The organism is Shinella daejeonensis, from assembly GCF_024281235.1.
GTDB classification, from domain to species: domain Bacteria; phylum Pseudomonadota; class Alphaproteobacteria; order Rhizobiales; family Rhizobiaceae; genus Shinella; species Shinella daejeonensis.
The window spans coordinates 93103-104935 of record NZ_JAHWXY010000012.1 but is presented as its reverse complement, the minus strand read 5'-3'; the positions used below and the strand labels follow the sequence as shown (position 1 = coordinate 104935).

General features: G+C 65.5%; 13 protein-coding genes. 9 read left to right on the top strand and 4 right to left on the bottom strand.

Annotation, left to right across the window (positions count from 1 at the left end; all coding sequences use genetic code 11):
• From KYK29_RS20000 to KYK29_RS19960, 9 genes are all read left to right on the top strand, one after another.
• Nucleotides 1-908, top strand: a 908-nt coding sequence (locus KYK29_RS20000; protein ID WP_254692659.1) for an Mrp/NBP35 family ATP-binding protein, incomplete at its 5' end; no start/stop codon positions are given.
• Between the two features lie 53 nt (nucleotides 909-961).
• Entirely contained in the window at nucleotides 962-1735 is a 774-nt protein-coding gene (locus KYK29_RS19995; RefSeq protein ID WP_254692658.1) for an SGNH/GDSL hydrolase family protein, read from the top strand.
• Between the two features lie 128 nt (nucleotides 1736-1863).
• The gene (locus KYK29_RS19990) at nucleotides 1864-3765 is read left to right on the top strand and encodes a potassium transporter Kup (protein WP_254692657.1); all 1902 of its coding nucleotides are present in this window, start codon (nucleotides 1864-1866) and stop codon (nucleotides 3763-3765) included.
• Nucleotides 3766-3941: 176 nt separating this feature from the next.
• The gene (locus KYK29_RS19985; protein ID WP_437437280.1) at nucleotides 3942-5132 is read left to right on the top strand and encodes a cell wall hydrolase; all 1191 of its coding nucleotides are present in this window, start codon (nucleotides 3942-3944) and stop codon (nucleotides 5130-5132) included.
• 276 nt (nucleotides 5133-5408) lie between these two features.
• The gene (locus KYK29_RS19980) at nucleotides 5409-5798 is read left to right on the top strand and encodes an AtpZ/AtpI family protein (protein ID WP_254692656.1); all 390 of its coding nucleotides are present in this window, start codon (nucleotides 5409-5411) and stop codon (nucleotides 5796-5798) included.
• A gap of 56 nt (nucleotides 5799-5854) precedes the next feature.
• Complete coding sequence (locus tag KYK29_RS19975; RefSeq protein WP_254692655.1) at nucleotides 5855-6607, top strand: F0F1 ATP synthase subunit A; 753 nt, start codon at nucleotides 5855-5857, stop codon at nucleotides 6605-6607.
• Between the two features lie 67 nt (nucleotides 6608-6674).
• Nucleotides 6675-6902, top strand: a complete 228-nt coding sequence (locus KYK29_RS19970) for a F0F1 ATP synthase subunit C (RefSeq protein ID WP_117368645.1) — start codon at nucleotides 6675-6677, stop codon at nucleotides 6900-6902.
• A gap of 91 nt (nucleotides 6903-6993) precedes the next feature.
• Nucleotides 6994-7647 (top strand): F0F1 ATP synthase subunit B, encoded by a 654-nt coding sequence (locus KYK29_RS19965; RefSeq protein WP_254692654.1) that lies wholly within the window; start codon nucleotides 6994-6996, stop codon nucleotides 7645-7647.
• 10 nt (nucleotides 7648-7657) lie between these two features.
• Nucleotides 7658-8143: a F0F1 ATP synthase subunit B gene (locus KYK29_RS19960; protein ID WP_254692653.1), complete on the top strand. Its 486-nt coding sequence runs from the start codon at nucleotides 7658-7660 to the stop codon at nucleotides 8141-8143.
• A 142-nt stretch (nucleotides 8144-8285) separates the two neighbouring features.
• Here the strand turns inward: KYK29_RS19960 and rnhB are convergent, their stop codons facing one another.
• The 4 genes from rnhB to KYK29_RS19940 all read right to left on the bottom strand — a co-directional run bounded on the left by rnhB (nucleotide 8286) and on the right by KYK29_RS19940 (nucleotide 11828).
• Nucleotides 8286-8936 carry a ribonuclease HII gene (gene rnhB, locus KYK29_RS19955; RefSeq protein WP_254692652.1) on the bottom strand — a complete coding sequence of 217 codons (651 nt, stop codon included), beginning with the start codon at nucleotides 8934-8936 and terminating at the stop codon, nucleotides 8286-8288.
• Between the two features lie 153 nt (nucleotides 8937-9089).
• Nucleotides 9090-10247 (bottom strand): PA0069 family radical SAM protein, encoded by a 1158-nt coding sequence (locus tag KYK29_RS19950; protein WP_254692651.1) that lies wholly within the window; start codon nucleotides 10245-10247, stop codon nucleotides 9090-9092.
• Between the two features lie 128 nt (nucleotides 10248-10375).
• Nucleotides 10376-10873 carry a molybdenum cofactor biosynthesis protein B gene (gene moaB, locus KYK29_RS19945; protein ID WP_437437281.1) on the bottom strand — a complete coding sequence of 166 codons (498 nt, stop codon included), beginning with the start codon at nucleotides 10871-10873 and terminating at the stop codon, nucleotides 10376-10378.
• Nucleotides 10874-10910: 37 nt separating this feature from the next.
• Nucleotides 10911-11828 (bottom strand): 4-(cytidine 5'-diphospho)-2-C-methyl-D-erythritol kinase, encoded by a 918-nt coding sequence (locus KYK29_RS19940; RefSeq protein ID WP_254692649.1) that lies wholly within the window; start codon nucleotides 11826-11828, stop codon nucleotides 10911-10913.
• Nucleotides 11829-11833 lie beyond the last annotated feature (5 nt).

The window sequence follows — 11833 nt, the reverse complement described above, 5'->3', positions numbered from 1 at the left end:
CGCCCGGTCACGCCCGTGGCGCGCCGGGCGGACGTCCCGCGAAAGCCGGAATTCCGCCCGGTCACGCCCGTGGCGCGCCGGGCGGACGTCCCGCGAAAGCCGGAATTCCCGGTGTCGGGGCGATCATCGCAGTCGCCTCCGGCAAGGGTGGCGTCGGAAAATCGACCACCTCCGTCAATCTCGCGCTGGCGCTGAAGGCGAACGGCCTGCGTGTCGGCGTGCTCGATGCCGATATCTACGGTCCCTCCATGCCGCGCCTGCTCGGTATTTCCGGCCGTCCGCAACAGATCGACGGCCGGCTGATCAAGCCGATGGAGAATTACGGCCTCAAGGTGATGTCCATGGGCTTCCTCGTCGATGAGGAAGTGGCGATGATCTGGCGCGGGCCGATGATCCAGTCGGCGCTGTTGCAGATGCTGCGCGAAGTCGCCTGGGGCGAACTCGACGTGCTGGTGGTCGACATGCCGCCCGGCACCGGCGATGCCCAGCTCACCATGGCCCAGCAGGTGCCGCTGGCCGGCGCGGTCATCGTCTCCACGCCGCAGGATCTTGCCCTGATCGACGCCCGCAAGGGCCTCAACATGTTCAGCAAGGTCGAAGTGCCGGTCCTCGGCATCATCGAGAACATGAGTTATTTCATCGCGCCCGACACCGGCAACCGTTATGATATCTTCGGTCATGGCGGCGCGCGCCGGGAAGCCGAGCGCATCGGGGTTCCGTTCCTCGGCGAAGTGCCGCTGATCATGGATATCCGGGTGACGTCGGACGCCGGCACGCCGGTCGTCGTCTCCGAGCCGGATGGTCCGGCGGCCGAGGCCTATCGCGCGGTCGCCAGCCGCGTCTGGGAGCAGCTTGAAGCCGTCCGGAGCAAGGGCGGGCGCGCCGCGCCCTCCATCGTCTTCGAATAGCAGGCCATGCCGTCCGGCGGTTGACGGAAGGCTTCGAAAAGGGACGGTTCGCGATGCGGATAGCGACGGTCGGCTCCTGTCTTTCCAGGCAAACGGCAAGAGCCGTACCGTTCTCGCGCATCCTGAACTCCGTCTATCACAACAGAAGCGATCGCCTGCTGGAGACCCTGCTCGCGTCCGGCGAAAATCTGAAGCCCCATGACGAATTGTGCCGTCTCCTGAAGATCGATCCGGGGGAGGAGGGAGAATTCGCCGCCGCCAATCTGCTGCGGAACCAGTCGGCGGAGGGCTTCGGCGCGCATCGCCTGCCGGACTGTGCGCCGTTCCACAAGACGCTGGCGTCGGCGCGCTTCGATATGATCCTCGTCGATAATTTCATGGATCTCGGCGCGCGCCTCTACCAGATAGCGGACGCGGCTCCCTGTTTTTGCCGCTATCCCCGTGCGCAGGCCCCGGCGGGCCATACGCTCGGCAGGCGGCTGGCGCCTGAGGAGAGCGCCGACAATTTTCGGCAGATCCTGAGCCTTCTGCGCTCCGCCCAGCCCGCAGCACAGATCGTTTTCATCCATTTCCCGACTGGCAATTATCCAAGGGCAAGGCAGGATCGGGCGAATGCGTTTCTGGAATGCCTGAAAGTGCCCGACGGGGTTCAGGTGATCCCGCCAAGGGCGGTCAGGCCGCGATTTGCCGACCGGGAACCCCAGCATTTCCGGAGGGCGGAATATTGGCGCTACGCCATGGAGGTCCTGTCGCTTCGCGCCCGCTGGCGATGGCAACGGGCCTGGAGGACAGGCGACCGGGAGAGCCATGCCGGCGTCGGCCCGTAACGGGGGCTGTTTCCAGCGGCGTGCCGCCCGCATAAAACGTCGACCTCGGGCTCCTCGCCATTGTCGTGGCGACGTCGCCCTCCTATGTCTTTGCCTCGAAGAGGCAGGCTCTGGGGATCTTCATTCCCATGCAACAGGATACCGGCAGTGAATTGCACGCATCCGGCGGGTGGCGCGGGCTCTTTGCCCTTTCCCTCGGCTCCGTCGGCGTCGTCTATGGCGATATCGGCACCAGCCCGCTTTACGCCTTCCGCGAGGCGCTTCGCCCGGTGGCGCAGGGCGGCGTCACCCGGGAGGAGATTGTCGGCCTCATCTCGCTGATGATCTGGACGCTGACGATTATCGTCACGGCGAAATATGTGCTGTTCCTGCTGCGGGCCGACAATCACGGCGAGGGGGGAACGCTCTCGCTGCTGGCGCTTCTCATGCGCACCGCCGGCGGCCATGCCCGCACGTTGTTCTTCCTGGGCGCGGCGGGTTCGGCGCTTTTCGTCGGCGATGCGATGATCACGCCGGCCCTTTCGGTCCTTTCCGCCGTCGAGGGACTGCGGCTGGTGACGCCGGCGCTTGCCGATTACGTGGTGCCGATCTCCGCGACGATCCTGATCCTGCTCTTTGCGGTACAGTCGCGCGGAACCGCGGCCGTGTCGCGGTTCTTCGGACCGGTCACCGCCCTCTGGTTTGTGGTCATGGGCGTGGCCGGTCTGCATCATATCAGCGACGACCTGACGATCCTTGAGGCCTTCAATCCCGTCCATGCCGTGGTCTTCATGATGACGGAGGGGTTTGTCGGCCTTGTCGTGCTGGGGGCGGTGTTCCTGACGGTGACGGGGGCCGAGGCGCTTTATGCCGATCTCGGCCATTTCGGGCGCCGGCCGATCCAGTGGGCCTGGTTCTGTCTGGTGTTCCCGTCCCTGACCCTCAATTATCTGGGGCAGGGCGCGCTGGTGCTGCACGATCCGGCCGCTGCCGAAAACCCGTTTTTCCTGATGTATCCGCAATGGATGATCCTGCCGGTGGTGCTGCTCGCCACGGCGGCCACGATCATCGCCAGCCAGGCGGTGATCACCGGCGCATTCTCGCTGGCGCGTCAGGCGATCCATCTCGGCTACCTGCCGCGCATGGAGATCCTGCATACGTCCGAAACCCATACCGGCCAGATTTTCCTGCGCGGCGTCAACACCATCCTGCTGGTCGGCGTCATCGTGCTGGTCTTCCTGTTCGGCTCCTCCGAGGCGCTGGCGACGGCCTATGGCGTTTCCGTCACCGGCGCGATGGTGGTGACGTCGCTGCTCGCCTTCGTCTTCCTGCGCCGGCGCTGGAAGTGGTCGCTGGCGGCCGCTTTTGCGGTGATGCTGCCCCTCTTGCTTCTGGAACTGGTGTTCCTCGCCGCCAACCTGCTGAAGGTCCGCGACGGCGGCTATGTGCCGGTGCTGATCGCCGCCAGCGTGGTGATCGTGATGTGGACCTGGACGCGGGGCACGCGCATCCTGCGCGAGAAGGCCCGCCGGATCGAGGTGCCGCTGGCCGCTTTCGTCGCATCGGTCGAAAAGCCGGGCGCCCATGCGCCGGTGCGGGTGGCGGGAACGGCGATTTTCCTGACCGCCGATCCGGGGTTCGCGCCCGCCGCGCTGTTGCACAATATCAAGCACAATCACGTGCTGCACGATCGCAACGTCATCCTGACGGTGCGCACCATGAACCGTCCGCGCGTCGAGCCGGCGGACCGCTTTGTCGTGGAGAGGCTGTCGGATCGCTTCCTGCGCCTCGAATTGCGATTTGGCTTCATGGAAACGCAGAACATCTCGCAGGCGCTGGCGTTGATGCGCCGCGCCGGGCAGCGGTTCGACATCATGTCGACCTCGTTCTACCTCGGCCGGCGCAAGCTGGTGCCGGATGCGCGGTCGGGCATGCCGATCTGGCAGGACCGGTTGTTCATCGCGCTGTCGAGCCTTGCCGCCAACCCCTCGGACTATTTCCGGCTTCCCAGCAACCGTGTCGTCGAGCTTGGCTCTCAGGTCATCATCTGACCGGGCGGGAGCGCCATTAACTGTCCATCAAGGTTAATGCTTCATTGTTGGCGTCGAGAGGGTCGCCGGCGGACGTTTCGGCGTGCGGCAGGCTCCATGCGTAAAATCTGGGCGGGCGAGGCGTCGGCGGGAGCCGGGCAACGGCCAGCCATGCCTATCCGGTGCGGAGTAAAGAGTTGCGTCAGCGTAGCGTTCGTCATGCAGGAGCCGGTCGTCTTCTTCGGGCCTGGAAGCGGCGCTGGAACGCGCCTCTTGCTCTCGGTCTCGGGCTTTTCACGGTTCTGCCGACCCCGGCGGCGCATACCGACCTGGCCACCTTCCTCGCCGGCCTCAACCGCAAGGGCGGCAATCAGCAGATGGTGCTGACCCGCTCGCCGGCAGGCTCGATCCATGAGGTGGAGATCGCCTTCGCCGACCCCGTCACGACGGGCGCGATCGACAGTGGCGCGGGCGTGGAGCTTCCCGGCGGCGGCAAGGCGGCGCTGATCGACGAGCGCAAGGGCAAGGGCGGCATTCCCGATGAGGACCGCGTCAACCGGCGCGACAAGAAGGGCCGCGTCGTCGCGGTGACGCCTGTGACGCCGCCGAAGGACTTCACCGCCGGATCGATCCTGGAGCGCACCAGTTCGCTTCTGTCGCCCGCCTTCGAAAGGAGCGGGCGCATGCATTTCTCCCGACCGCAGATCAAGGGCAGGGAGGTCGAGATCGCCACGGCCTTCTACCGCAAGCGCCCGGAGAACACGGGCGCCGGCGTGCCGGCGATCCTGGCGGACCTCGTCACCAGCGACCGGGCGGATATCCTCGCCACCGCCTATGCGCCGCCCGCGCCCGACTATGCGCGCGAATCGCCCTTCGATTCGATTCTTCGGGCCGAAACGGAACGGGGCCGCTTCATCCCCGACATCGGACCGGACGACCATGCCTGGGCGGCGACGCCGCTGCCGAAGAGCGCCTTCAGCGCCGCCGAGCAGAAATGTCTCGCCGAGGGCATCTATTTCGAAGCGCGCGGCGAGGAATTGCGCGGCCAGGCGGGCGTGGCGCAGGTCATCCTCAACCGGGTGCGCAATCCCGCCTATCCGGCGACGATCTGCGGCGTCGTCTATCAGAACAAGCAATGGCGCAACCGTTGCCAGTTCTCCTTTGCCTGCGATCGCATTCCCGATCTCATCCTGGCGCCCTGGCACTGGAAGACGGCGAAGGAAATCGCCATGGCCGTCACCGCGGGCAAGATCTGGCTCGACGACGTCGGCTCGGCCACCCATTACCACGCGACCTACGTCAATCCGCCCTGGGGCCGCACGATGCATCGCGTGACGAAGATCGGAAAGCATATCTTCTACCGCACATACGGCGGCGGCTGGAGCTGAGTCCTTCCGGCGGCCGCCCGCGTGGGGCCGAGTCCCCGCGCGCCATGCGCCGATTCCCGTCCCCTTCGGGCCGTTTGTCTGTGGATTTCCTGTCAGGCCATTGATTTCAATGGGTGTTTTTGGTGTTGCGCAAAGCTGCGCCATGCCTTGACTATGCAGGCCCCTAAAACTATGTTGCGCCCGACTTCAAAAGGGGCCGGATATGGCGGAAACCCTAGCCGTTATTATGTCCGCAATGGGGCGAAGCCCGGCGGTGACAACGACGAGGGGAAGGCCATGACCGATCGGAAGGAAAGTCTGGAAGACCGGCTGAAGCGTCTGGATGCGGAACTCGCGGAACGACGTGGCAAGGACGAGGCCGGAACGGACGCCGACGCGCGGGCCGCCGAAAGCCGTAAGGGCTATGCGGTCGCGATGAAACTGTCGAGCGAGTTCGTCGCCGCCGTCATCGTCGGTGCGCTTCTGGGCTATCTTCTGGACCATTTTGCAGGTACAGGGCCTTGGGGGATGATCATCCTCCTTCTTCTGGGCTTCTGTGCCGGCGTGCTGAATGTCATGCGTGCGGCGGGTCTGGTGGCCTCGCCCCATCCGGTGGACAGGCTTGCGGGCCGGGCTCCCGGAGCCGGAAACGGGCAGGACGAGACCGGAAAGAAGGACAGCGCCTGAGGCGCGGTTCGAATATCGACTTCCGCCTCCGGCGGGCAAGCAAGAGAGATTAAACGGTGGCAAACGATCCGACCCATCAGTTCCTGGTCAACAAGATTGTTCCGATCGAAATCGGCGGCATCGATTTCTCGTTCACCAACGCCTCGCTGTTCATGGTCGCGACCGTCGCGGCCGCTGCGGGTTTCCTCTATTTCACGACGTCCCGGCGCGGGCTCGTCCCCGGCCGCATGCAGTCCGTCTCGGAGATGTCCTACGAGTTCATCGCCTCGATGCTGCGGGAAGGGGCGGGCACCCAGGGAATGCGGTTCTTTCCGCTGGTCTTCTCGCTCTTCATGTTTGTGCTGACGGCGAACCTCATCGGCATGGTGCCCTATTTCTTCACGGTCACCAGCCAGATCATCGTCACCTTCGCATTGTCGATGCTGGTCATCGGCGTCGTCGTCTTCTACGGTTTCTACAAGCACGGTTTCGGCTTCCTCAAGCTTTTCGTGCCGGCCGGCGTTCCCGGAGCGCTGTTGCCGCTGGTCGTCTCGATCGAGATCATCTCGTTCCTCTCGCGTCCGATCAGCCTGTCCATTCGTCTCTTCGCCAACATGCTGGCGGGGCATATTACGCTGAAGGTCTTTGCCGGATTTGTTACCTCGCTCGGCGCGCTCGGCGCGGTCGGCGTGGCCGGCGCGGTCCTTCCCCTCTTCATGACCGTCGCTCTGGTCGGTCTCGAATTCCTCGTGTCGTTCCTGCAAGCCTATGTCTTCGCAGTTCTGACATGCATGTACCTGAACGATGCTGTGCATCCGGGTGGTCACTAGGAATACAGTCGTCGGCGCTCCCCGGCGCCGCTCTCAAGCCGCAACAACCCATTCGAAGGAGTTCATCATGGAAGCGGAAGCAGCAAAGTACATCGGTGCGGGTCTCGCCACGTTCGGTCTGGCCGGCACGGCTCTCGGCCTCGGCAATATCTTCGGCAACTATCTGGCCGGCGCCCTGCGCAACCCGTCCGCTGCTGACAGCCAGTTCGGCCGCCTCGTATTCGGCTTCGCCGTTACGGAAGCTCTGGGCATCTTCTCGCTGCTCATCGCTCTCCTCCTCCTCTTCGCCGTCTGATATCGGCCGAAGGCAGGACCATGGCCCTTTCAAGGGGCCATGGTCCGCGTACGCGATGTACACCTTTTGAGAGTGCCCCCTGGAGGTGAGCATGTTTGTGACCCCGGCGTTGGCCGAGTCCACCCCATTTGAGATCGCCCAGGCGGAGACCCCGGCGGAAACGCATGAGGCCCCTGCGGATGCGCAGGCTGTCCAGCCGAGCGGCGAAGTGCACACCGAAACGGGTGTGGCACATGGCGACGAACACGCCGACGGCGTCTTCCCGCCGTTCGATCAGACCACGTTTGCATCGCAGCTCCTGTGGCTGGCGATCACCTTCGGTCTGTTCTATGTTCTCATGTCGAAGGTCGTCATTCCGCGGATCGGCGGAATTCTCGAGACCCGTCACGACCGCATCGCCCAGGATCTGGACGAGGCGGCCCGCCTGAAGACGGAAGCCGACGACGCGATTGCCGCCTATGAGCAGGATCTGGCCAAAGCGCGCGCCGAGGGCAACGCCATTGCCAGCGCCGCCCGCGAAGACGCCAAGGCGAAGGCCGAGGCCGAACGCGCCCGCATCGAGGCATCGTTGCAGGAAAAGATCGCCGGTGCCGAAACCCGCATCGCCGAAATCAAGGCCAGGGCGCTTGCCGATGTCGGCGCGATCGCCGAGGAGACCGCGACGGCCGTCGTGGAGCAGCTCATCGGCGTGAAGGCGACCAAGACCGACATTGCCGCGGCCGTGAAATCGTCCGGCGGCAAATAAGGAGGTTCCTGTGGAATTCGATGCAACTTTCTTCGCCTTTGTCGGGCTCCTGCTGTTCTTCGCGCTGATTGCCTATCTCAAGGTTCCCGGCATGGTGGGCCGCAGCCTCGATGCGCGCGCCGGCAAGATCGAGAACGAACTGGCGGAAGCCAAGCGTCTTCGCGAGGAGGCGCAGCACCTGCTCGCTGAATACCAGCGCAAGCGCAAGGAAGCCGAGGCGGAAGCCGCCGGCATCGTTGCCGCCGCCGAACGGGAGGCAAGCGCGCTGACCGCCGAGGCCAAGCAGAAGACCGAGGAATATGTCGCCCGTCGCACGGCGCTTTCCGAGCAGAAGATCAGCCAGGCCGAGGCCGATGCGATCAACGCCGTTCGGGCCGCCGCTGTCGATCTCGCCGTCGCGGCTGCCGAAAAGGTGATCGTCGCGAAGACGGACGCCAAGACCGGCAACGCGCTGTTCGAAAAGGCGATCGGTGAAGTGAAGACCCGTCTCAACTGAAGCATGCGTCCTGAGAGCGCGGAACGCGCTTGAGGTTTCCGTCATGCAGCATCTGAAAAAAGGCCGGAGCGATCCGGCCTTTTTCTTTGCGCTTGCGGGCGGCTCGTCGCGGAAGGCGATGTCCGTCGTATGTCCGGATCACTCAATCCTGCCGCAGCGGCCGAAAGGTCATCCGGTGGAGCCGGCAGGGGCCGAGAGTGCTGATGGCGGTGCGATGCACGACCGTGGCATAGCCGGCGTGACGGGTGAAATCATAGCCGGGAAAGGCGGTGTCCGCGCGCGCCATCATGCGGTCGCGCATGACCTTTGCGACGATGGAGGCGGCGGCGATGGACAGCGAGCGGGCGTCGCCCTTGACGAGGGCCCGGCCCTCGCATGAAAGCCCGGGCGGCACGTCGCGTCCGTCGGCCAGCACCAGTTGTGGCGCGATCTCCAGTCCGGCGACGGCGCGACGCATGGCGTCGAGGCTCGCCTTGCGGATATCCGTGTCGTCGATACGGCGCGCCGAGGAGGAGGCGACGGAGACGGCGGCGGTTGCGAGAATGGCGTCGAACAATGTTTCCCGCCGCGCGGCGCCGAGTTGCTTGGAGTCGTGCAGCCCGGAAGGAATATTCTCGGGATCGAGGATCACCGCCGCGGCGACGACCGGTCCAGCAAGCGGGCCGCGTCCGGCCTCGTCGGTTCCGGCGACAGGCCAGAGGCCGGTCTTGCGGGCCGCAGTCTCGATCAGGAAATCCGGCCCTTCCGGCAGGTCGAAAAGAAGGCGGGAATCGGAGGATATGCGATTGGTCATGGCGAAGACCATGCACATCCGTCCGATTGCCCGCAAGTCCTCCGACGGGTGCGGCGGTGTCGGAGGATCCTCCGGCGCGCCCGGGGAAGGCGCTGGCCGGAAGGTGGAAACGGTCTTGTCGCTCCGGCGGGAATGCGGCCCGCCGGCTGCCGTTCACAAAAGCGAAAGCTGTACGCCGCTGCCCGCCGGCGGCAGGAACCGGTCGACCGCCAGGTTGCGGCGGGTGCGGGTCAGCTCCAGCCGCTTGGCGGCCATTTCGAAACGCCGCGCGATCTGCCAGGCATAGGGACCGGCGCCCTTCATGCGCTTGCCGAATTCCGCGTCGTAATCCTTGCCGCCGCGCATGGAGCGAACCAGTGACATGACGTGGCGATAGCGGTCCGGATAGTTGCGCAGCAGCCAGTCGCGGAAAAGAGGGCTGACTTCCAGCGGCAGGCGAAGCAGCACATAGCTTGCCTCGCTGGCGCCGGCCGCCTTGCCGGAATCGAGCACCCGCTCGATCTCATGATCGTTGAGGCCGGGAATGACCGGGGCCATCATCACCGCGACCGGGATGCCGGCCTGCGAAAGCGCGCGGATCGTTTCCAGCCGTCGCGAGGGCGTTGCCGCCCGCGGCTCCATGCTGCGGGCAAGCTTGCGGTCGAGCGTGGTGACGGACATGCCGACCCAGGCGAGGCCGCGCGCCGCCATGCGGCCGAGGATATCGAGATCGCGCAGGATGAGCGCCGATTTGGTGACGATGGAGACCGGATGGTTGGCCGCGTCCAGCACTTCGAGGATCTGGCGCATGATCCGCCATTCCTTCTCGATCGGCTGATAGGGGTCGGTATTGGTGCCGATGGCGATGACGCGCGGCTTGTAGCCGGGCTTGGACAGTTCCCGCTCCAGCAGCTTCGGCGCATCCGGCTTGGCGAAAAGCCGCGCCTCGAAATCGATGCCCGCCGAAAGGCCCATGAAGGCATGCGTCGGCCGTGCGAAGCAGTAGATGCAGCCGTGTTCGCAGCCGCGATAGGGATTGATCGAACGATCGAAGGGGATGTCCGGTGATTCGTTGCGGGTGATGATCGTGCGTGGCCGTTCCACCTGCACCTCGGTGCGGAAGGGAGGAAGCTCCTCCAGCGTCTGCCAGCCGTCATCGATGTTTTCACGGCTCACCGGCTCGAAGCGGCCGGTGAAATTCAGCCCGGCGCCGCGCCCCCGGCGGCGATCCACCTCGATGCGCATGCCCGATTGCGCCATCAGCGCTTCGGCGACGTCTTTCGTATGGCCGGGCGCCAGCGCGCCCTGCCGGATGCTGGCAAGCTCGTTCATGGGTTTCTCCCGGGGACATCCGTCCCGCCTGATGATTTTATTCCTAGTCCCAAAATGAGAACAATTCAAGAACAAAATAACAGGCGGCCGCTTTGCGGGCCGGTTGGGAAAATGGACGGGAGCGGTGGTCAGTCCGCGCCGCGCTTCAGGTGTTCGTCGAGACGCGGCATGATCTCCACGAAATTGCAGGGCCGGTGCCGGTAGTCGAGCTGGCCCTTGAGGATACCGTCCCAGGCATCGCGGCAGGCCCCGGGCGATCCCGGCAGAACGAAGATGAAGGTGGCGTTGAGGACGCCTCCCGTTGCGCGCGACTGGATGGTGGCGGTGCCGATCTTGTCGTAGGAGAGCCGGTGAAACACCGTGGAAAAGCCGTCCATCCGCTTTTCGAACAGCGGCTCCAGCGCCTCCGGCGTGACGTCGCGGCCGGTAAAGCCGGTGCCTCCGGTGGTGATGATCACATCCACGGTGGGATCCACCGTCCAGGCTTTCGCCTGCGCGCGGATGGCGGCGATGTCGTCGGGAACGATCGCCCGGCCGACGAGCCGATGCCCGGCCTCGGCGATGCGGGCCGCCAGCGTGTCGCCCGACGTGTCGGTTTCCGGTGTACGGCTGTCGGATACGGTCATCACGGCGATGCCGACGGGAATGAAGGGGCGGGTATCGTCAATCCGGACCACGATCGTCTCCCTGGGTGATCGTCTGCGTTGCCTTGAAGAACCACGCCGGATGGTTTTGCGCAAGGGTTTCGGCGGCGGCTTCTGCGGCCTGCGACGATGTGTAGAGGCCGAAACAGGTCGCGCCTGCGCCGGACATGCGCACGAAGCGTGCGCCGCTTCGCGCAAGGGCTTCGGAAACCGTCCCGATGACGGGGCAGGTCTGCCGCGCCGGGGCTTCGAGGTCGTTGCGCAGGCTGGAAAGCAGCGCCGGCCAGCCATTGTGTCCGGGCAGGGGGGCCGGCAGGGCGAGCGGCGCGTTCCGCTTCGACGCAAGCGCCCCGAAGACGGCGGGGGTCGAGACGCCGAGCAGCGGATTGGCCAGCACCAGGTCAAGGGAGGGTATGCGGGCGGGCGTCAACGCCTCGCCGATGCCGCGCGCCACGAGTGGCCGGCTGGCAAGGCACATCGGCACGTCGGCTCCAAGCCCGATGGCGATGGCGGTGAGCGCCCCGTCCGGCAGGGCCGCCCGCCACAGCCTCGAAAGGCCGCGCAGCGTGGCGGCGGCATCGGCCGATCCGCCGCCGATGCCGGAGGCAAGCGGCAGGTTCTTTTCAAGATGGATATGCACCGGCGGCGCGCTTGCGCCGGCCGCGATGACGGCCGCCCGCAGCCGGTCGCGCGCGCGGATGACCAGATTGTCGCCGGGCTCTTCCGCGAGCGGGCCGGAAAAATCGCCTGAAAGCGTGAAGCGGTCGGTATCGGCCGGCGACAGGGCGATACGGTCGCCGAAGCGGGTGAAGGTCACGAGGCTGTCGAGAAGATGGTAGCCGTCCTCGCGCTGGCCGACGACATGCAGCGCGAGATTGATCTTGGCCGGGGCCGGCTCGATGACGGCAAAGCCCTTCAGACGGGCGTCCGTTTGCATCGTAG